This window comes from Paraburkholderia sp. MM6662-R1 (genome assembly GCF_050436245.1).
In the GTDB taxonomy this organism is placed as follows: domain Bacteria; phylum Pseudomonadota; class Gammaproteobacteria; order Burkholderiales; family Burkholderiaceae; genus Paraburkholderia; species Paraburkholderia tuberum.
On record NZ_JBNDLV010000004.1, the window covers coordinates 745,425 to 765,358 of the forward strand.

At 64.2% G+C, this 19,934-nt stretch carries 18 protein-coding genes and 1 pseudogene; 11 read left to right on the top strand and 8 right to left on the bottom strand.

Annotation, left to right across the window (positions count from 1 at the left end; genetic code table 11):
• Positions 1-214 precede the first annotated feature (214 nt).
• A complete protein-coding gene (locus OKW39_RS33270) occupies positions 215-637 on the top strand; it encodes a hypothetical protein (RefSeq protein WP_429564563.1) in 423 nt (140 codons plus the stop codon).
• A gap of 638 nt (positions 638-1,275) precedes the next feature.
• Entirely contained in the window at positions 1,276-1,716 is a 441-nt protein-coding gene (locus OKW39_RS33275) for a hypothetical protein (RefSeq protein WP_429564564.1), read from the top strand.
• Positions 1,717-1,721: 5 nt separating this feature from the next.
• Here OKW39_RS33275 and cynS read toward each other — a convergent pair whose 3' ends face one another.
• From cynS to OKW39_RS33315, 8 genes and pseudogenes are all read right to left on the bottom strand, one after another.
• Positions 1,722-2,123: a cyanase gene (gene cynS / locus OKW39_RS33280; protein WP_429565472.1), complete on the bottom strand. Its 402-nt coding sequence runs from the start codon at positions 2,121-2,123 to the stop codon at positions 1,722-1,724.
• A 224-nt stretch (positions 2,124-2,347) separates the two neighbouring features.
• Positions 2,348-2,881: pseudogene (locus OKW39_RS33285) on the bottom strand (DUF5943 domain-containing protein).
• 93 nt (positions 2,882-2,974) lie between these two features.
• Positions 2,975-3,946, bottom strand: a complete 972-nt coding sequence (locus OKW39_RS33290) for a dipeptidase (protein WP_090807390.1) — start codon at positions 3,944-3,946, stop codon at positions 2,975-2,977.
• A gap of 160 nt (positions 3,947-4,106) precedes the next feature.
• Complete coding sequence (locus OKW39_RS33295; protein WP_187613164.1) at positions 4,107-5,462, bottom strand: MFS transporter; 1,356 nt, start codon at positions 5,460-5,462, stop codon at positions 4,107-4,109.
• 257 nt (positions 5,463-5,719) lie between these two features.
• Positions 5,720-5,914 (bottom strand): hypothetical protein, encoded by a 195-nt coding sequence (locus tag OKW39_RS33300; protein WP_429334640.1) that lies wholly within the window; start codon positions 5,912-5,914, stop codon positions 5,720-5,722.
• Positions 5,915-6,090: 176 nt separating this feature from the next.
• Entirely contained in the window at positions 6,091-6,267 is a 177-nt protein-coding gene (locus tag OKW39_RS33305) for an aldehyde dehydrogenase family protein (RefSeq protein ID WP_429565473.1), read from the bottom strand.
• Positions 6,268-6,549: an aldehyde dehydrogenase family protein gene (locus tag OKW39_RS33310; protein WP_429564565.1), complete on the bottom strand. Its 282-nt coding sequence runs from the start codon at positions 6,547-6,549 to the stop codon at positions 6,268-6,270. It abuts the gene before it with no gap.
• Positions 6,546-7,487 (bottom strand): LysR family transcriptional regulator, encoded by a 942-nt coding sequence (locus OKW39_RS33315; RefSeq protein ID WP_187613161.1) that lies wholly within the window; start codon positions 7,485-7,487, stop codon positions 6,546-6,548. Before OKW39_RS33315 ends, OKW39_RS33310 begins: the two co-directional genes overlap by 4 nt.
• A gap of 290 nt (positions 7,488-7,777) precedes the next feature.
• Here OKW39_RS33315 and OKW39_RS33320 point away from each other — a divergent pair, with 290 nt between their 5' ends.
• The 9 genes from OKW39_RS33320 to OKW39_RS33360 all read left to right on the top strand — a co-directional run bounded on the left by OKW39_RS33320 (position 7,778) and on the right by OKW39_RS33360 (position 19,888).
• On the top strand, positions 7,778-9,271 hold the full coding sequence (locus OKW39_RS33320) for a UbiD family decarboxylase (RefSeq protein WP_429333423.1): 1,494 nt from the start codon (positions 7,778-7,780) through the stop codon (positions 9,269-9,271).
• The gene (locus OKW39_RS33325) at positions 9,264-9,887 is read left to right on the top strand and encodes a UbiX family flavin prenyltransferase (RefSeq protein ID WP_090807398.1); all 624 of its coding nucleotides are present in this window, start codon (positions 9,264-9,266) and stop codon (positions 9,885-9,887) included. The genes OKW39_RS33320 and OKW39_RS33325 overlap by 8 nt, the downstream gene beginning before the upstream one ends.
• Positions 9,884-12,913 carry a xanthine dehydrogenase family protein molybdopterin-binding subunit gene (locus OKW39_RS33330; RefSeq protein WP_429564566.1) on the top strand — a complete coding sequence of 1,010 codons (3,030 nt, stop codon included), beginning with the start codon at positions 9,884-9,886 and terminating at the stop codon, positions 12,911-12,913. Before OKW39_RS33325 ends, OKW39_RS33330 begins: the two co-directional genes overlap by 4 nt.
• Complete coding sequence (locus OKW39_RS33335) at positions 12,910-13,731, top strand: FAD binding domain-containing protein (protein WP_090807402.1); 822 nt, start codon at positions 12,910-12,912, stop codon at positions 13,729-13,731. Before OKW39_RS33330 ends, OKW39_RS33335 begins: the two co-directional genes overlap by 4 nt.
• Positions 13,704-14,270: a (2Fe-2S)-binding protein gene (locus OKW39_RS33340; RefSeq protein WP_429564567.1), complete on the top strand. Its 567-nt coding sequence runs from the start codon at positions 13,704-13,706 to the stop codon at positions 14,268-14,270. The genes OKW39_RS33335 and OKW39_RS33340 overlap by 28 nt, the downstream gene beginning before the upstream one ends.
• Positions 14,263-15,819: an AMP-binding protein gene (locus tag OKW39_RS33345; protein WP_429333420.1), complete on the top strand. Its 1,557-nt coding sequence runs from the start codon at positions 14,263-14,265 to the stop codon at positions 15,817-15,819. Before OKW39_RS33340 ends, OKW39_RS33345 begins: the two co-directional genes overlap by 8 nt.
• Before the next feature lie 6 nt (positions 15,820-15,825).
• A complete protein-coding gene (locus OKW39_RS33350; RefSeq protein WP_090807408.1) occupies positions 15,826-16,632 on the top strand; it encodes an enoyl-CoA hydratase/isomerase family protein in 807 nt (268 codons plus the stop codon).
• Positions 16,633-16,665: 33 nt separating this feature from the next.
• Complete coding sequence (locus tag OKW39_RS33355; protein WP_429564568.1) at positions 16,666-18,414, top strand: GMC family oxidoreductase; 1,749 nt, start codon at positions 16,666-16,668, stop codon at positions 18,412-18,414.
• 97 nt (positions 18,415-18,511) lie between these two features.
• Positions 18,512-19,888, top strand: coding sequence for an MFS transporter (locus OKW39_RS33360; RefSeq protein ID WP_184063153.1), 1,377 nt, complete (start codon positions 18,512-18,514; stop codon positions 19,886-19,888).
• Positions 19,889-19,934: the final 46 nt, after the last annotated feature.

The window sequence follows — 19,934 nt, forward strand, 5'->3', positions numbered from 1 at the left end:
GTACTTCAGCTGGACGTCAGAGCCCGGCGGGGAACGCGTCAGATTAAGGGTATCTCCAACGTAAATTGACACCCTCGCTGCAAAGTCTCAGGACCAAATCTGACAGTTTCGCCGTTGACGTACCTAAACGTCCGAATCTTGACGGTACCCCGATTACGAAACGGCCGCCTTTGCCGATCGGCGCGGCTATGACGGCATCGCCGTGGTGCGGGGGATGGTGGAGCGCGGCCGGCAGATCCTCGGCCAGCTCGAGAAGCGCCTAGAACGCGCCAAGGAGGCCGTGCGCGAGCGGTTCGGCACTGCCGACAACCGCTCGCGCTGCGTCTTCGCCATGGACCTCAACTACGACCCCGACGTCGTGCCCGAGATCGTCGAGGCCGACGCGATCTTGCGCGGCGACCATCAGAAGCTGGCTCCGTTCCGGTGCTATGCCCGCTTATGGCTCGAGCGCGACTACGACGCGGCGGCCGGCAAGGGCGAGGTCATCGTCCAGGGGGACTCAGCCGTAGCGGCGGATCGTTTCCTGCACGCCCGACAGACCTTTGCGCAGGTCATCGGCATTCATGACCGGCACGAGTTCGATCTTGGCGTTCAAACCAAAGAAGAGCCGCTCGGCGGTATCGGCAATCTGCGATGATTCCGCCATGTTCACGATGAAGAAGCCGCCCCGGTCGCCATTCTCGGCGTGGAAATAAGCGGCTTCGGGCTTCAGATCCTCTGTTAACTGTTGGAAGACTTTTTCTAATTTGCCGGCGCGGATGGCGGAGTTGCCGGCATCAGCGGAAAACGAGAACTTCACCATAATACGCATGACTTACCTCCCTGACGGTTGCCGGGTCGCCCGGCGACGGGCACCCTCGGTGGATCATTCTGAGCCTAAGCTCACCCGCCCGCAACCTGGATCGGCGGCAACCCCAGGCGGGGGATTTCGATCGCGGGGCAGCGGTTCATCACCTAAACGGACTTTTCGTACGCTAAGCGCGCTACGCTGGGCGTCTCGAACGTCTCTGCGCGACCCCAAGCGGACCGCCGCGCGCCGAAACGTCAACGGCTCGTTGCAAAAGTGCAGCGGACGTTCGCCGGGCGAAGTTCACAGACGGTTATTCGGTGGCACATGGGGCAGGTGAAGTAGAGACCGTCATCGTCCATCAACAGCTCAGCGACATCGAGCGTGACCAGCATTTTGCAGCCGTTGTAGATCCACATCGCAATCGAAAACAATAGCCTGGTAACGCATAGTAAGCTCGATAAAGAACAGATAGGGGATGCAGAGCAATGGCGATTGATTTCGCTCAGTGCTTCGGCGGGCCGGTCGAATTCAAAGAGAGCTGGGACGGCTATGAGTCGAGTGAACGCATTGTCTTTTCGGATCGCGACACCGAAGAGCAAACTGAGGAAACCCTGGAGAGACGCATCGCGGCGATTTTCAGCCCGATAGAGATAGCCGACCAGTGGACGAAGCCGGAAGGCCACGTGCCAGAGGGCGACCGCCAAAGGCGTTTGGATGACCGTTACCCGCAACCGAAGCCATTCAAGCTCAACAATGAGCAGTTCCTGAAACGCGCATACGCCAGTCGCCCGGTCGAACCGGAGGGACGGTATCCGCGCCAGTGCGGCAGGTTCTGCCGGCGCCGCAGCGTTGGGCGGCGCGGATCGACGAGCTGCTTCGCGATCGCAAGCGGCGCGCCGGGCGTGTCGCTTGCCCTGGCCGGATGACGCTATCAGTACGACTTGTAGGGCAGGAATTTGCCGCTGAGCACCACCTGGACCCGATCGCCATTCGCATTCGGCTCGCGCTGGATATCCATCGAAAAGTCGATCGCGCTCATGATGCCGTCGCCGAACTCCTCGTGGATCAACTCCTTGATCGTGGTGCCGTACACATTGACGATCTCGTACCAGCGATAGATCATCGGGTCGGTCGGCACCGCGGTCGGCAGCGAACCTTTGTACGGGACGATTTGCAGCCACGCGGTTTCTTCGTCGGTCAGATCGAACAACTCGCGGGCGACGCCGGCCTGTTTCGCATCGAGCGTCATCTGACCGAGCAGCGCGGCGGTCGTCCACTCCTTGCTCTTGCCGATCTTCGCGGCGATCTCGGCCCACGTCAGCCAGCCGCCAATGTCGCAGCAACGATAAGTGCTTTCATGATGCCCCTCGCACGGATGCTCCTTTGAAATATCTTAGGCCAGAAAGGCCGGGCATCGGCGGGACCGACGTGGGTATCGGCGTCGTGCCAGGATCGGTGATTGCGTATGTTGAGCGAGCGGCGTGCGTGGCAACGCAATGGCCTACGCTCTGGCGCCGTCTCTCAGCATCTCAGGTCAGCTTATTGCGAGAAAACGGTTTATTGCGCGACTGGCGACACTTCGAACACGCAGTGGTCGTGGCCTTCCGCTGCGCATTGCACTTCCTTCGACTGCGAGCGCGGAGCGCCCTCGCCGGCTTCAGTAGTGTCGTTCACCCAGTCCATAGCGCCGGCGAACCAGCCCGCGAACATGTAGCAAAGCTTGCCGTGCTTGCCCGGTTGCGCCAGCACGAAGGATGAGTGACGGAGTTCGACGCGCGCACGCGCGCTCACCGGATCGACTTCGACGATCGTGAAAATGCCCCATCCTCGTTGCGAAAGACGCTTCGCGTAATGCTCGAATACGGCTATGCCACTGATGCCGTGCTACTTTGCTTCCTTGTCGCACCAGTGATAGGCCGACTTGTAACCCGCCTTGTAGAGGATCTCCGCGTAGGCATCACGCCCGAGCGCCTCTTCGACAGCCTGGTGATTGTTCGTGAAGAAATGGCGCGGGACGTACAGCATCGGCAGTGCGTCAGAGGTCCAGACGCCAGTGTTCGGATCGACGTCGATCGGCAGTTGCGGTTGCATCGCGAGGGTGCTCCGAGGGGTGAGTTTCGGTTCGCGCGGGCGCTCGTCACGGCGCCCGTCGCGTTTCGATGAATGAGGATCGGGCTTCGGTGCTTATGCGCCCCAGACATCGCGGAACACGCGCACCCAGTTTTCGCCCATGATCTTGCGGATGCGCGTCTCGCTCCAGCCTGCGCGCTGCATGGCCGCGGTGAGGTTCGGGAACTCGCCGATCGTGCGGATGCCTTCCGGGTTCACGACCTTGCCGAAGTTCGTCAGACGGCGATAGCGGCCCTTGTCGTGCGTGAGCCAGTCGAAGAAGTCGACGCTGTAGCCCTGCGTGAAATCGGTGCCGATGCCCACCGTATCTTCGCCGGCCAGGTTGACGACATAGTCGATGGCTTCGATGTAGTCCTCGACCGTCGCATCGATTCCGCGCTTGAGGAACGGCGCGAACATCGTCACGCCTATGAAGCCGCCGGCCTCGGCGATTTCCTTCAGCTGTTCATCGGACTTGTTGCGCGGGTGCTCCTTGAGACCCGACGGCAGGCAATGCGAATAGCAGACCGGCTTCTTCGAGAACGCAATGGCCTCCGACGACGTATTGCCACCAACGTGCGACAGATCCACCATGATCCCGACGCGGTTCATTTCGGTAATCACTTCGCGGCCGAAATCCGACAGCCCACCGTCGCGCTCATAGCAACCGGTGCCGACCAGGTTCTGCGTGTTGTAGCAAAGCTGCACGACGCGCACGCCCATGTCGGCGAAGGCTTCGATATAGCCGAGGTTGTCCTCGAACGCATGCGCGTTCTGGAAGCCCAGGATCACCCCAGTGCGGTTTTCCTTCTTCGCACGCGCGATGTCTTCGGTGGTGCGCACGAGCGTCAGCAACTCACTGTTTGCGCGGATCTGCTGCTTCATCAACGAGATGTTGTCGACGGTCTTCGTAAAGCTCTCCCACACCGACACCGTACAGTTGGCCGCGGTGATGCCGCCCTTCCTCATGTCCTCGAACACCGAGCGGTCGAATTTCGAAATGTTCAGGCCGTCGATGATGATGCTGTTCTCATGCAGATTGCTCATTCGATGCTCCGTATAGGCTTCTGGCGTGTGGGGTCGCTATGGCTGTGCGCAGCGCATCGAACACTTCGAGGATCAGGCGCCCAACCTCGCGGAATTCGCCGACGCCAAAGCCGCGCATCGTGCCGGCCGGCAGTCTCGGGAAAGCTTCGAACGATCCGGGCTACCTGAGCGGTCGCTGCGCTCCGAGCATCTCGCCTATAGCTGGGTCGTTGTCAGTGCCCACATCTTGCAAGGACATTCGTGAAGTTTCTGGAAGCATCATCCCGCCGATCAGGCCCATGAAAGATACGGCGATCAGATACAAAGCGGGCGACAGATTGTTTCCGGTCGTGCCGATCAACCAGGTAGCGACCAACGGCGCGGTGCCCCCGAAGATCGTGTAGGCGAGGTTATAGGTAATGGCCGACCCGGTATAGCGCATCCTGGTTGGGAACACTTCCGACAACAACGCAGCCGTAACCACGCCCGACAACACCGCGCCTGTCGCGAGCATTGCCACGCCGATCAGTGCTGAAAGAAATTGTCCCGAGCCCGCGAGCGAGAACGAGGGATAGACGATTACAATCAACAGCGCGCACGTGGTGAATAATGTCATGCGGCGCCCGGCGAAATCAGAATACAGGCCGGCAAGCGGACAAATGGCCGCAGCAAACAAAAGTGCCACAACGGTGATCAGCAGCGAAGTTGCGCGACTCATGTGTCCTACGACCTGCAGATATGTCGCGAAATAGGTAGTAAAGGTATAGAAGGACAATGCTGTCACTGAAATAAATGCACCGAGCTTCAGAATGCCGCCCGCCTGCGTACGGAACGTTTCGCGCAACGGCGCATGCGCCACCTGGTGCTCGCCTTCAAGAGCGCGGAAGGCGGGTGTTTCATTGAGACTGATGCGCAGGTACAGCCCGATGAGCCCAATGGGTGCGGAGGCGAGGAACGGCACGCGCCACCCCCACGCGCTCATTGCATCGGCTGAAAGCGTTGCATCAAGCGCATAAGCGACGACGGCTGCGATCGCAAATGAAGAAAAAGTCGACACGGGAACAAAGCTGCCGTACCAGCCGCGTTTGTTTTGCGGGGCGTGCTCCATTACGTAGGCACAGGCGCCAGCATACTCACCACCGGCCGAAAAGCCCTGCACGCAGCGAATCACGGTTAGCAACAACGGCGCGAGAGCACCGATGGCGGCGTAGGTCGGCAGCAAGCCGATCAGTGTGGTCGCCCCGGCCATCATCAAGATGGTCAGCGCCAGCGTGCGTTTGCGCCCAATCCTATCTCCAATTACGCCAAACACTATGCCACCGACCGGACGAAATGCGAAAGCCACTGCAAACACCGCGAAAGTCTTCAGTAGGCCCGCGGATGGATCGCTGTTCGGAAAAAACTCGCTAGTGAGGATAGTTGCGAGGAAACCATACGCTGCGAAATCGAACCATTCAACAAAGTTACCAATCGAGGCAGCCATGATGACTTTGCGCAGTGTTCTAATATCGACTTCAGGGGACGGTGCCTTAGACATTCGATACTCCCGTAGTTGCTGTGAGCGTGCCGTGAAAGCATCACCCACATGCGTAATCGATCGCGCTTCAAAAAGTAAGGATCGGTAGAGAGTAGAAGGGACCAAAAGTCGGCGTCATAGAACATTCCCGCCATTACGTTGTAACGAGAGCGCCAGGTTTTCAGCGCGCTGATTCGGCCTTCCGGTATTTTGAGCGAGACGGAGGGTCGGCCGGGATTCGCAAAAAATCCGCCGTATCCCGCCTCTCCCATCTCGACCTAAGCCACTGATTTTAATGCGAAATCGATCGCCGGATCGAGCGGAGGCACGGGTCGCCGGAGATCGAGCAGATAGTCACCGAGCGCGTCGTCCAGGCTGAAGAAGCGCTGATTGCGTAGGCGGGCGATGCGGTGGGTTGGCCCGATGGCGGCGCGGTGGCGGTCGCGATCTGGCTTGCCGCGTTGATGCCGCATAGCGGCGGACGCGAGCACGCGCCTTTGGCGCATCAACGAAGCGGAGCCACGCCTTCCACGATGCCCGCCGGCATGCAGATGTGCTTGATCTCGGTGAAGTCGGCGAGCGCGTCGTAACCGTGCAGACGCCCGAGCCCGCTTTGCCGGTAGCCGCCCGTTTCCGCTTGCGCGAACAGCTAGTTGTGATCGTTGATCCACACTGTCCCGTTGCGCAGCGCCCGCGCGGTGCGCAACGCGCGCGCGCCGTCGTGCGTCCACACGCTGGCCGACAGGCCGAAGACCGTATCGTTGGCCTTCTCAAGTGCTTCCTGCTCGCTTTCAAAAACTTCGAGCGTGACGAACAGCCCGAAAATCTAGTCCTGACAGAAGAAGGCCTTCGGATCGCCATGCTCGACGAGCGTCGGCGACAGAAACGCATGGCCGGAGCCCGCGCCGAGCAGCACGTCCTGGCGCAGACGTGCATCCTGCGCCCACGTCGTGCGATCGAACCCATGGCGCGCGGCGGCGATGGCGGCATCGGCTTCATCCGCGCCGCCGTCGGCGAACTGGCCGATGGCCTCGCCCATGGCGGGATCGATGCTGTCGAGCGTAGGCGTGCCGGTCCATTCGCCGGCAATCCAGCGTGATGCGTTCATGCGGAGCGTTCCTTCAAAGAAGGCGATGGTTCGTTACACGAAATATTCGAGGCTTGATGCAGCTCGTCGCCGATGATCGCGATCAGCGCTTCGGCCGCCGCGCTCAACGGCCTTCGCGGATGGCTCACGCAGACGACATGCCGCACTATGCGCGGCGCGAGAATCGGGCACGCGCGCAAGGTGCCATGCCGCGCCGCGCGCTCGACCACGATGCGCGGCAGGATCGTCGCAAAGCGCGTGTTTTCGACGAGCTTGAGGATGGTCGAGAGCACGTCGATTTCGAAGCGCGGCGCGAGCAGCACGTCTTCATGCTGCGCGGCGCTGTCGAGCACGCCGCGCAGGCCGTGGCGCTTGGTCGGCAGCACGAGTTCCAGTTCGGGCAGCTGCGCGAGTTCAATGGCGTGCGGCAGATCGGGGCCGTGCGCGGCGCTGGTTGCGAGCACCATCTCTTCGTCGAGCAGCGCGCGGGAGTCGAGCGACAGACGCGCGCGCGGCTTGTTGATGATCGCGGCATCCAGCTGACCGCCCGCCACCCAGTCGATGAAAGTCGCGCTGTAGCCGTCGGCGACCGTGACTTCGACATCCGGATATTGCGCATGAAAGCGCGAGAGCGAATCCGCGAGCACGCTCTCCGTGACGGACGCAATCAGCCCGATGCCGACGTGTCCCGTCACGACTTCATCGCGCTGAACGATCTGCTGCCGCGCGTGTGCGAGGTCGCGCATGATCGGCAGAAACAGGCGATACATCAGCCGCCCCGCCGCGGTCGGCGCCATGCCGTGCGCGCCGCGCTCGAAGAGTTGCTGATGCAGTTCGTCCTCGAGCTTCGCGATCTGCATGCTGAGCGCGGGCTGCACGATATTCAGGCGCTTGGCCGCCCGCGTAACCGAGCCGTCCTCGAACAGCGCGATGAAGTACTGAATTTGCTTGAGGTCCATCTCACCCCTCGTGCATCAGCGATGCTAATAGCCACCACCTGCATTATCACGTCAAACGGTGCGTGCCTGCCGCGCGCCGTTGCCGCCCGCGCCCGCCAGTACGGGTTGCGGGACGGATCTATTGATACGTAACCGTAAGAACGCTGTCATCGGGGCTAACACTGATATAAGAGTGAATGATCCAGCGCATCAGAAAACACTATTAGAAGTTATGGCGCGATATCGCTACGCTTGACCCCATCGCTCGCTGCGGCCTCACTTTGCCGGGCACAGCACAGATGGAGACGCTGATGAACATACGCGATGCCGCAAAGAACGGCATTTCCTCATTCTCGTGGGCCCCGGAAGGCTCGGAGGCGGGCTCGCTTTCGCTGCGCGACTGGCTCGCGCATCTCGCGAAGACGGGACGCCTCGCGACCATCGACAAGCCGGTTGCGCTCGAACACGAACTCGCCGCTATCGCCAAACGCCTCGACGGCACGCAAGCGGCGTTTTTCACGCGCCCCGGCGGCCATGCGGTTCCGGTCGTGAGCGGATTCATGTCGAAGCGGGCGTGGATTGCCGAAGCAATGGGCGTCGACGAAGCCGCTTTGCTCGCACGTTTTTCCGCCGCTGCCGCCGAGCCGCTCGCGTCGAAAGTCATTGCTCGTGAGGACGCGCCGTGCCAGCAAGTGGTGCATACGAGCGGAATCGATCTGCACGCGCTTCTGCCTATTCCTACGCATAGCGAGCATGACAACGGCCCGTACATCACCGCAGGTCTCGTGATTGCGCGCAATCCGCGCACCGGCGTGCAGAACGTGTCGATCAACCGCATTCAGGTGCATGGCCGCGATCGCATGGCGATACTGCTGCTGCCGCGCCATCTCTACGCGTTCCAGCGCGCCGCCGAGGAAGCGGGCGATGCGCTCGACGTGGCCGTCGCCATTGGCGTCGATCCGCTGACGATGCTCGCTTCGCAAGCGATCACGCCGATCGATAACGACGAACTTGAAATCGCTGGCGCGCTCCACGGCGCGCCGCTGCCGGTCGCGCAATGCGTGACGAGCGGTGTGCATGTGCCCGCGTTCGCGGAGATCGTCATAGAAGGACGCATTCTGCCGAACGTGCGCGAGCCGGAAGGCCCATTCGGCGAGTTCCCAAAGTACTACAGCGCGAAGGAAGCGCGCGAAGTCATTGAAGTGACGGCGGTGACGCATCGGCGCGACCCCATTTTTCATACGATCGTGCCGGCCGAAATGGAGCATCTGCTGCTCGGCGCGATTCCGCGCGAAGCGACGCTCCTCGCGCACCTTCAGCGCAGCCATCCGGCGGTGAAGGACGTGCATCTGTCGGTAGGCGGTGTGTGCCGCTATCACCTGTGGGTGCAGTTCGACAAGAAACGCGAAGGCGAAGCGAAGAACGTGATTCTCTGCGCGTTCGGCGCGCATTACGACATCAAGCTGGTCGTCGTCGTGGATACGGACGTGAACGTGCACGATCCCGCAGAAATCGAATGGGCGATTGCGACGCGCTTTCAGGCCGACCGCGATCTCGTCGTCATCGCGGGCGCGCAAGGCTCGCCGCTCGATCCCTCGACGACGGTCGGCCAGCCCGACGACGCCCCCGCGCATCTGCAAGGCATCAGCGCGAAGATGGGACTCGACGCGACGCGCCCGGTCGTCTATCCGGCGCATGTCTTCACACGCGTGCGCATCCCGGGTCAGGACACCGCGGATCTGACCGCGCTCGTCGCCGCCGACAACAGCGCGCTCGACGCCTACCTCGCGCGCGATCATGGCTGAGCGGAAGAAGCGCATCGTCGTGGGCATCTCGGGCGCGAGCGGCGCGGTCATCGGCGTGCGGCTGCTCGCTGCGCTGCGGCGCCTCGGCACGCACGAGACGCATCTGATCGTGTCGGCGTCGGGTGCAGTGACGGCGGCGCAGGAGCTCGGCCTCACGCGCGGCGACGTCGACCAACTTGCGGACGTCGTGCATAACGTGCGCGATATCGGCGCGGCCGTGGCGAGCGGTTCGTTCCTCAGCGAAGGCATGGTGATTGCACCGTGTTCGATGAAAACGCTCGCGGGTGTCGCGAACGGCTTCGCGGACAATCTGCTGACCCGCGCCGCCGACGTGATGCTCAAGGAGCGCCGCCGCCTCGTGCTGGTCGCGCGCGAGACGCCGCTCAATCTCGCGCATCTGCGCAACATGACGCTCGCGACCGAAATGGGCGCCATCGTAATGCCGCCGGTGCCGGCGTTCTATGCGCATCCGAAGACCATCGACGATGTCGTCGATCACACGGTCGGGCGCATTCTGGATCTGCTCGGCATCGAGCACGGTGAGATTGCGCGCCGCTGGAGCGGTCTCGCCGATGAATTCGGCAGCCGCGGCGAAGATGACGGAGTGACACCATGAATCAGCGCGAAACCGGATTTGCCGATATCAACGCGCGCGTGGCCGACAGCGATGCCGCGAAGCCGCGGCGCCACGTCGGCCAGCCGATGCAGCGCTTCGAAGACCCCGCGATTCTCACGGGCCGCGGCCGCTACGGCGACGATATCGCCGTGAAGCCCGGCACGCTGCACGCAGCGATTCTGCGCTCGCCGCACGCGCATGCGGAACTCGTTTCCATCGATACCGAAGCCGCATCGAAGCTGCACGGCGTGCACGCCGTGCTCACGCGCGACGATCTGCGTCCGTGGTCGCGACCCTTCGTCGTCGGCGTGAAGTCGCCGATGGAGCAGTGGGCGCTCGCGATGGACCGCGTGCGCTACGTCGGCGAGCCGGTGGCGGTGGTGATGGCGGAATCCCGCGCGCTAGCGGAAGACGCGCTCGACCTCATCAAGGTCGACTATGCGATGCTCGATCCGGTCACGTCCATCGAACAATCGGTGCGGGGCGATGCGCCGGTGCTGCACGAGCGCGTCGGCAGCAACGTGATCAGCGACCGGCGTTTCCGCTATGGCGAACCGGAAGCCGCGTTCGAAAACGCGCCGCATCGCGTGAAGCTCGTCGCGCACTATCCGCGCAACACGTGCGCGCCGATCGAATGCGGCGTGGTCATCGCCGAGTATCTGTCGGGCGGCGAAGGCTATGACGTCACATCCAATTTCATGGGACCGTTTTCGCTGCACGCCGTCATGGCGATGGCGCTCAACGTTCCCGCGAACCGTCTGCGTCATAAGGCCCCGCGCGATTCCGGCGGCAGCTTCGGCGTCAAGCAGGCGGTGTTTCCGTATGTCGTGCTGATGTGCCTCGCCTCGCGCAAAGCCGGCGCGCCGGTGAAATGGGTCGAGGACCGGCTCGAACACCTGAGCGCGGCGACTTCCGCGACCGCGCGCCTTTCGACCATCGAAGCGGCCGTTCAAAGCGATGGCCGCATCGTCGCGCTTTCCTACGATCAACTGGAAGATATCGGCGGCTACGTGCGCGCGCCCGAACCCGCGACCTTCTACCGGATGCACGGCTGCCTGACGGGCGCATATGCCATTCCGAATCTCGTCGTGCGCAACCGCGTCGTGCTCACGAACAAGACGCCGACCGGCCTCGTGCGCGGCTTCGGCGGACCGCAGGTCTACTTCGCGCTGGAGCGGCTCATTCAGCGTATCGCCGTCGAACTGAGGCTCGATGTGCTCGATGTGTACCGCCGCAACTTCGTTCCCGCCGATGCCTTTCCGTATCGCGCGACGGCGGGCGCGCTGCTCGACTCCGGCAACTATCAGGAAGCGCTGCGCCGCTCGATGACCGAAGGCGGCTACGACGAACTCGTCGCGCGACGCGACGCGGCGCGCAAAGTTGGGCGTCTTTATGGCATCGGCTTCGCGGCGATCGTGGAGCCGTCGGTATCGAACATGGGATACATCACGACTGTGATGCCGCCCGACGCCCGCAAGAAAGCCGGGCCGAAGAACGGCGCGATCGCCAGCGCGACGGTGAGCGTCGATCTGCTCGGCGGCGTGGTCGTCACCATCGCGTCGACGCCAGCGGGCCAGGGCCACATGACGGTGTGCGCGCAAGTCGTCGCGGATGTGCTCGGGCTCGACCCGAAGGACATCGTCGTGAACGTCGAATTCGATACGCACAAGGACGCGTGGTCCGTCGCGGCGGGCAATTATTCGAGCCGATTCGCGGGCGCGGTGGCCGGCACGGTGCATCTGGCCGCGACCCGCGTGCGCGAAAAGCTCGCGCGCATTCTCGCGAAGCAGTTCGGCTGCGCGCCCGGCGACGTGCGCTTCGAAGGCGCGCGCGTCTTTCCGAACGGTGCCGAAGAGCGCGCGTTGCCGTTCGCGCGCGCCGCAAGCAATGCGCCGCACTGGGCGCCCGCGCTGTTACCGGAAGGCGAGGAGCCGGGTCTGCGCGAGAGCGTCTTCTGGTCGCCGCCGCACATGGACGCGCCCGACGAGCAGGATCGCATCAACACGTCGGCGGCGTATGGCTTCGCGTTCGACATGTGCGGCGTGGAAGTAGACCGCGTGACGGGGCGCGTGCGCATCGACCGTTATGTGACGACGCACGACGCCGGCACGCTACTCAATCCCGCACTCGCCGATGGCCAGATTCGCGGCGCGTTCGCGCAAGGCGTCGGCGCGGCGCTGATGGAAGAGTTCCGCTACGGCGCGGACGGCAGTTTCCAGTCCGGCACGCTCGCCGACTATCTGATGCCGACGACCTGCGAAGTGCCCGACCCGTTGATCGTACATCTGGAGACGCCGTCGCCCTTCACGCCGCTCGGCGCGAAGGGGCTCGGCGAAGGCAACAACATGAGCACGCCGCCGTGCATCGCGAATGCGGTGGCCGATGCCCTCGGCGTCGACGATATCCGCCTGCCGCTCACGCCGCCCAAAGTGATGGCGCTGATCGGCATCGACGATCCCGAACCGTCGCGGCCCGAACTGCGCGAAGCACCGGCTGCGAAGCCCGCGACGCCGGGCGGCAAGGCGTTGACGGCGCGCGGCACGGTCGATTTGCCCGCGACGCCCGAAGCCGTGTTCGGCGTGCTGCTCGACCCGAAGGCGCTCGCGAAGGTCATTCCCGGCTGCCATGCGCTCGACGAGACCGCGCCGAATCAGTATCGCGCGGACGTGACGGTGGGCGTCGGCATGATCAAGGCGCGCTTCGAGGCGCGCATCGGCTTGTCGGAGATCGACGCGCCGCACCGGCTGCGGCTCGCGGGCGCGGGCATCTCGCCGCTCGGCAGCGCGCGCGGCAACGGTCTCGTCGAACTGACGCCGCAGGGAACCGGCACGCGCCTCACTTATGACTATGAAGCGCAGGTGTCGGGCAAAGTGGCGGCGGTCGGCGCACGCATGCTCGAAGGCGCGGCGAAGGTCGTGCTCAGGCAATTGTTCGAATCGCTCGGACGGCAGGCGGCGGGCCAGCCCGTCGAGCAGCGCAAGTCGTGGATTGCGCGGATTTTGGCCCGCTTCAGGAGGCACGTATGAAGCCCGCGCCGTTCGATTATCTGCGCGCCATGACGACGCAAGACGCGCTCGACGCCCTCGCGCAAACCGGCGACGACGCGCGCGTGCTGGCGGGCGGTCAATCGCTGATGGCCGTGCTCAACATGCGGCTCGCGCAGCCGCGCGTGCTGGTCGATATCTCGCGCACCGCCGAACTCGACGCCGTGCGCGTGGATGACAAAGCAGGCCATCTCGTCGTGAGCGCGGCGGCGACGCAAGGCAGCGTCGAATGGCGTCCCACGCTGCGCGACGAAGTGCCGATGCTCGCGATGGCGTTCCCGCATATCTCGCATTTTCAGATTCGCAATCGCGGGACGGTGTGCGGCTCCGTCGCGCATGCGGACCCGAGCGCAGAACTGCCGCTCGTGCTGGCCGCGCTCGGCGGCGACGTGATGCTGCGCTCGAAAAAGAAGCGCCGCACGCTCGCCGCGCAGGACTTTTTTCAGGGAATGCTGATGACCGCGCGCGAGCCAAACGAACTCGTGGAAGCCGTGCGCTTTCCGCTCAGGAAGCCCGGCGAACGCTATGCGTTCACCGAGTTCTCGGCGCGGCACGGCGATTTCGCGATCGTCGCGTGCGCGGCGGTGGTGACGGACGATTCGATCCGTATCGCGGTCGGCGGCGTCGCGGACCGGCCGGTGGCGGAAAGCTGGCCGCGTCTGACCGGCGACGACCTGCGCGGCGCATTGAACGACCTGAGCTGGAAACTGAACGCGCAGGACGACGCGCACATCAGCGCGAAATATCGACGCAATCTCGTCCGGCAACTGGGATGGCGCGTGATCGAGGAGGCTACGTGAGCAGCAACACATCGGACAACATCATGCGGCAAGGGGAGCAGCGGCGCATCACGCTGACGCTCAATGGCCGCGAACGCAGCGGCCATTGCGAGCCGCGCGAACTGCTGTCGGATTTCATCCGCCACGAACTGGGCGCGACCGGCACGCATGTCGGCTGCGAGCATGGCGTGTGCGGCGCATGCACGGTGCACGTGGATGGCGTCGCGGCGCGCTCGTGCCTGATGCTCGCGGTGCAGGCCGATGCGCGGCGCATCGACACAGTCGAAGGTCTTGCGCCCGACCAGACGCTCGGCGATTTGCAGCAGGCGTTCCAGCGCCATCACGCGCTGCAATGTGGCTTCTGCACGGCGGGCATTCTGATGTCATGTGCGGACTATCTGCAGCGGGTGCCGAATCCGACCGAGGATCAGGTGCGCGACATGCTCTCGGGCCATATCTGCCGCTGTACCGGCTATACGCCGATCGTCGCGGCCGTGCTCGATGTGGCAGCGCGTCGTCAGGTCGAGGCGCGCGGCGAGAAGGAGACCGAACATGCTTGATCTCGGCCGCACGTTTCTGCAAAGCGTCGAGCGCAGCCCGAACGCGCTCGCGCTCGTCGATGGCGACATGCAACTGACCTATGCGCAGTGGCATCGCATGATTCTGAATGTCGCCGATGCCCTGCGCGAACTCGGGCTGCAACGCGGCGACCGGTTGCTCGTCGTGCTGCAAAACCGCTGGGAAATGGCGACGCTGCACTGGGCGGGGCAATTCTCGGGCATCGTGATCGTGCCGCTCAACTGGCGCGCGAAGCCGGAGGAAGTCGAGTACTGCGTGACGGATGCGGGCGTGAAGGCGATCGTCTACGAACCCGTTTGCGCCGATGCCGTCGTGGAAAGCGCCGCCGCGCAGCACGTGCTGCGCATCGGTCTGGACGACGCCCCCGGCCGCACGATGGCCTTCGACGCGCTGCTCGCGGAACGCACGCGCACCGGCGAGACGACGCACGCCACCGCCGACGATATCTCGCTGATCCTCTACACGTCCGGCACGACCGGCAAGCCGAAGGGTGTCCCGCGCCGTCATCGGCATGAACGCGCGGGCGCGCTCGCGCACGTCGCGCAGAACCTGTACCGGCGCGGCGAACGCACGCTCGGCGTGATGCCGCTTTATCACACGATGGGCGTGCGCTCGCTGCTTTCGATGGCGCTCGTCGATGGCGTCTTCGTCTGCGTGCGTCGCTGGAACGCGAAGCTCGCGCTCGAATCCATCGCGAAGTACGCGCTCACGTGCCTCTATCTCGTGCCGACGCTTTATCACGATCTGCTCGCGGACAGCGCGTTCGCCAGCACCGATACGTCGTCGGTCAGAAAGCTAGGCTTCGCGGGTGCGCCGATGAACGATGGTTTGCTCAAGCGCCTGTCGGCTGCGTTCGAGCCGGAGATCTTCGTCAATCACTACGGTTCGTCCGAGGTCTACACGGTCAGCATCGATCAGGACGCGACGCGCAAGCCGGGCAGCGCCGGGCGCGCGGGCGTGAACACGCGGCTGCGCGTCGTGAAGCTCGACGCCGTGTCGCCCGATGAGATCGCACAGGCCGGCGAGGAAGGCCAGATCATCGCGGACCTGCTCGGCGACGAAGCATTCGAAGGCTACTGGAACCGCCCGGACGCGAACGCGAAGTCGCTGCGCGAGGGCTGGTATTTCACCGGCGACACCGGCTATTTCGACCGCGACGGCGATTTGTACGTGACCGGCCGCGTCGACGACATGATCATCAGCGGCGGCGAAAACATCTCGCCGGTGGATATCGAATCGGTGCTCTCGCTGCATCCGGCCGTCGATGAAGTCGCGGTCGCGGGCGTCAAGGACGAGCGCTGGGGCCAGCGCGTGGTCGCGTTCATCAAGCGCCGCGAACACGTCGATGCCGAGGCGCTCGACGCCTGGTGTCGCCAGTCCGACCTCGTCAACTTCAAGCGCCCGCGCGACTACGTGTTCGTCGACGATATTCCGAAGTCGCCGGTCGGCAAGATTCTGCGCCGCAAGCTCTCGGCGGGCGAATACGCATCCGACGGCAACGTTCAACCTACACAGACCACAAAGGAGTAATCCGATATGAGCGATTTGAACCATCGCGGCCAGACGCTGCTGCAAGACCTCGACGGCTTCTCGGTCGAGATCGACGCCGAACGCGAGCGCGCCGACATCATCCTGCATCGGCCGCCGTTGAATGTCATTTCGATGCGCGCGCGCGACCAGTTGCGCCTCGTCTTCGAGGCGCTGGACGACGACGAGCGCGTGCGCGTGATCGTGGTGCGCGCGACGGGCGAGCACTTTTCGAGCGGCGGTGACATCAAGGGCTTTCTGGAAGCGTCGCCGGAGCACGTGTCGAAGCTCGCGTGGAATATCGCGGCGCCCGCCCGTTGCTCGAAGCCGGTGATCGCGGCCAATCGCGGCTTCTGCTTCGGCGTGGGGTTCGAGCTGTCGCTGGCTTGCGATTTCCGCATCGTCACCGAAACGACCTTCTATGCGCTGCCGGAGCAAAAGCTCGGGCAGATTCCCGGCTCGGGCGGCTCGGCTCGTCTTCAGGCGATGGTCGGCATCGGCCGGACGAAGGACATCGTGATGCGCTCGCGCCGCATTCCGGGGAAGCAGGCTTACGAGTGGGGCATTGCGGTGGACTGCGTGGCCGACACGGAACTGGAAACCGCCACCGATGCGCTCGTCGACGAACTGCGCGCGTTCTCACCGCTCGCTCAGCGCACCGCGAAGAAGCTGCTGAACGATTCGGAAGATGCGCCGCTTTCCATTGCTATTGAACTTGAAGGGCATTGCTATAGCCGGCTGCGCACATCGGACGATTTCCGCGAGGGCGTCGAGGCGTTCCATGGCAAGCGCAAGCCGGTGTTTCGCGGAAGTTGATAAGCGGCGTCACAGGAGAACAGGAGACAGAGGATGGAACGCTTCGATTACGTCATCGTGGGCGGCGGCTCTGCGGGATGCGTGTTGGCGCATCGGCTGTCGGCCGTGCCGTCGCTGCGCGTCGCGCTGATCGAAGCAGGCGCCGATACGCCGCCGGGCGCGGTGCCCGCCGCCATCCTCGACAGCTATCCGATGCCCGTCTTCTGTGGCGAGACCTACATCTGGCCGGACCTGAAGGCGAAAGCCACCAGGAACGCCGCGCCGCGCGTCTACGAGCAGGGCCGCGTGATGGGCGGCGGGTCGAGCATCAACGTGCAATCGGCCAATCGCGGCCTGCCGCGCGACTACGACGAGTGGGCTGCGAACGGCGCCGATGGCTGGGCGTGGCGTGACGTGCTGCCGTACTTTCGCAAGCTGGAACGCGACGTCAACTTTCCGGGCGGCGAACTGCACGGCAGCGACGGCCCCGTGCCGATTCGCCGCATCATGCCGAAAGACTGGCCGCCCTTCTGCGATGCGTTCGCCAAGGGCTTGCGCGCGAATGGCGTCGCGCAATTGCAGGATCAGAACGGCGAATTTGGCGACGGCTTTTTCCCCGGCGCGTTCTCGAACATCGACGACAAGCGCGTGTCCACGGCCATCGCCTATCTCGACGAAGCCACGCGCAAGCGCCCGAATCTCACGGTGTATTCGAACCTTCGCGTCGAGCACATCGTGATGGAAGGCGCGGCGGCGCGCGGCGTGATCGCGCTGGCGCAAAGCGGCGAGCGCGTGCGTTTCGAGGCGGGCGAAGTCGTGCTGAGCGCGGGCGCGCTTCAGTCGCCTGCGCTGCTGATGCGCGCGGGTATCGGCGATGCCCGCGAACTCGCGGCGCTCGGCATCGCGTGTGCGGTGGATCGGCCGGGCGTCGGGCGCAATCTGCAGGATCATCCGTCGCTCACGTTCTGTCATTTTCTCGAACCGCGCTTTCGCATGCCGCTCGCGCGACGCCGCGCCAGCATGATGGCCGCGCGCATGAGCTCCGGCGTCGCGGGCTGCGACGAGTCGGACCTGTATCTGTCGAGCGCGACACGCGCGGCATGGCACGAGCTGGGCAACCGGCTGGGCCTTTTCTTCCTGTGGTGCAACCGGCCGTACTCGCGCGGCCGCGTGCAGCTCGTATCCGCCGATACCGCCGCCGCTGCGCGTGTCGACCTGAATCTGCTCGACGACGAACGCGATCTGCAACGGCTCGCTACCGGCGTGCGGATGCTCGCGAGCGTGGTCGAGGCGTCGGGGCTCGGACGCGATCCGCGCGACTTCTTTCCAGCGGCGTTTTCTCCGCGCGTCAAGGCGTTGAGCCAGGTCGGCGAGCGCAACGCGCTTTTGACTTCGATGCTCGGCACGCTGCTCGATACGCCCGCGCCGCTGCGTCGTTTTCTGATCGAACGCTTCTTCACGCGCGGGCTGGACATGGCCGCGCTCCTGGCCGACGACCGCGCGCTTGCCGACTTCATCCGCGCGAACGTGTTCGGCGTGTGGCATGCGAGCGGCACATGCCGCATGGGCGGCGCGCAGGATCGCGACGCCGTCACGGATACCGAAGGGCGCGTGCACGGCGCGCAGGGACTGCGCGTGGTCGATGCATCGCTGATGCCGAGACTGCCTTCGGCCAACACCAACATACCGACCATCATGATCGCCGAGAAGATCGCCCACGCGATGGTCGCGCAGCGACGCGCGAGCTTGGCATCGGGCGCATCCAGCGACTCCGCTGCGCCGCCGCTCGCCGCCGCGCACTGACGATTTTTTAACCTCGACAAGAGCACGCCAAAAGACAAACGTGCCTGCGACACGGGGGCGATCGAAAGACGGCCCAGTGACATACAAGGAGATGCAAATGTCCGTAGCAGCGCAAGAAGGTGCCGCCGCGCTTCACGTCAATCAGCGCCAGGTCATGGGCGCAGTCGTGGCCTCGTGCATGGGTTGGGCGCTCGATCTGTTCGACCTGTTCGTGTTGTTGTACGTGGCGCCGGTGGTCGGGCGTCTGTTCTTCCCATCCGAGCACGCGATGCTCTCGCTCGCGGCGGTCTATGCGTCGTTCGCGGTGACGCTGCTGATGCGCCCGCTCGGTTCCGCGCTTTTCGGCTCCTACGCGGACCGTCATGGCCGCAAGGGGGCGATGATCGTCGCGGTCGTTGGCGTTGGCCTCTCGACGGCGGCCTTCGGCATGCTGCCGACGGTCGCGCAGGTGGGCCTCGTCGCGCCGGTCCTGTTTATGCTGCTGCGCCTCGTGCAGGGCGTGTTTGTCGGCGGCGTGGTGGCTTCGACGCATACCATCGGCACGGAATCCGTCGCGCCGAAGTATCGCGGCGCGGTTTCGGGGCTGATCGGCGGCGGTGGCGCGGGCCTTGGCGCACTGCTCGCGTCGCTCACGTATCTCGCGATGTCGTCGCTTTTTCCCGGCGATCTCTTCGACGTCTGGGGCTGGCGCTGCATGTTCTTTACCGGCATCCTGAGTTCGCTGCTCGGCCTCTTCGTATTCAATAGCCTGGAAGAATCGCCGCTCTGGAAGAAGCTCGCCGCCGAGAAGGCCGCCAAGGCCGCCGCGCAGGTCAAGAGCGGGCAGGTGGAAGTGGTGCGCTCGCCGGTTCGCACGCTGTTCTCGCGGGACTATCGCAAGGTGCTGTTCGTGAACCTGCTGCTGACTATCGGTGGCGGCAGCGGCTATTACCTCACGTCGGGCTATCTGCCGACCTTCCTCAAGGTCGTGAGCCACGTGCCGAACGGCGCGGCTGCCGCGATCCTGATGATCTGCAGCGTGGCGGTGGTCGTCGCCTCCGTTGCGGCGGGGCATCTGAGCACGTTCATCGGGCGCAAGAGCGCGTTCGTGTGGCTCGGCCTCATCCGGCTGGTCGCGCTGCCTGCGCTCTTCGTGCTGCTGCCGACCGCGCAGAACATCACGATGATCGGCGTGTACGCGGTGCTGCTCTCCGCGCTCGGCAGCGCGGGCTATGCGCCGATCCTGATCTTCCTGAACGAGCGCTTTCCGACTGCGATCCGCGCGACCGGGACGGGTCTTTCATGGAACATCGGCTTCGCGATCGGCGGGATGATGCCAACCTTCGTCTCGCTCGTCGCGAAGGATGCGAGCCAGTTGCCGTCGACGCTCGCGATCTTCGTCGGCGCGATCAGCGTGATCTTCCTGATCGGCGCGTTCGTCGTGCCCGAGACGCTCGGCAAGCTCGAAAACGGGGCGGCGCGCAATCCGTCCTGAAGCAGGCAAGCATCGGCGGGCGCGCCGAAGAGCGCGCCCGCGCATC

Excerpts from the sequence above, each read along its gene's own strand:
- OKW39_RS33270 (WP_429564563.1), top strand. The coding sequence starts at position 215 with ATGGTGGAGCGCGGCCGGCAGATCCTCGGCCAGCTCGAGAAGCGCCTA.
- OKW39_RS33275 (WP_429564564.1), top strand. The coding sequence starts at position 1,276 with ATGGCGATTGATTTCGCTCAGTGCTTCGGCGGGCCGGTCGAATTCAAA.
- OKW39_RS33290 (WP_090807390.1), bottom strand. The coding sequence starts at position 3,946 with ATGAGCAATCTGCATGAGAACAGCATCATCATCGACGGCCTGAACATT.
- OKW39_RS33295 (WP_187613164.1), bottom strand. The coding sequence starts at position 5,462 with ATGTCTAAGGCACCGTCCCCTGAAGTCGATATTAGAACACTGCGCAAA.
- OKW39_RS33300 (WP_429334640.1), bottom strand. The coding sequence starts at position 5,914 with ATGCGGCATCAACGCGGCAAGCCAGATCGCGACCGCCACCGCGCCGCC.
- OKW39_RS33310 (WP_429564565.1), bottom strand. The coding sequence starts at position 6,549 with ATGAACGCATCACGCTGGATTGCCGGCGAATGGACCGGCACGCCTACG.
- OKW39_RS33315 (WP_187613161.1), bottom strand. The coding sequence starts at position 7,487 with ATGGACCTCAAGCAAATTCAGTACTTCATCGCGCTGTTCGAGGACGGC.
- OKW39_RS33320 (WP_429333423.1), top strand. The coding sequence starts at position 7,778 with ATGAACATACGCGATGCCGCAAAGAACGGCATTTCCTCATTCTCGTGG.
- OKW39_RS33325 (WP_090807398.1), top strand. The coding sequence starts at position 9,264 with ATGGCTGAGCGGAAGAAGCGCATCGTCGTGGGCATCTCGGGCGCGAGC.
- OKW39_RS33330 (WP_429564566.1), top strand. The coding sequence starts at position 9,884 with ATGAATCAGCGCGAAACCGGATTTGCCGATATCAACGCGCGCGTGGCC.
- OKW39_RS33335 (WP_090807402.1), top strand. The coding sequence starts at position 12,910 with ATGAAGCCCGCGCCGTTCGATTATCTGCGCGCCATGACGACGCAAGAC.
- OKW39_RS33340 (WP_429564567.1), top strand. The coding sequence starts at position 13,704 with ATGGCGCGTGATCGAGGAGGCTACGTGAGCAGCAACACATCGGACAAC.
- OKW39_RS33345 (WP_429333420.1), top strand. The coding sequence starts at position 14,263 with ATGCTTGATCTCGGCCGCACGTTTCTGCAAAGCGTCGAGCGCAGCCCG.
- OKW39_RS33350 (WP_090807408.1), top strand. The coding sequence starts at position 15,826 with ATGAGCGATTTGAACCATCGCGGCCAGACGCTGCTGCAAGACCTCGAC.
- OKW39_RS33355 (WP_429564568.1), top strand. The coding sequence starts at position 16,666 with ATGGAACGCTTCGATTACGTCATCGTGGGCGGCGGCTCTGCGGGATGC.
- OKW39_RS33360 (WP_184063153.1), top strand. The coding sequence starts at position 18,512 with ATGTCCGTAGCAGCGCAAGAAGGTGCCGCCGCGCTTCACGTCAATCAG.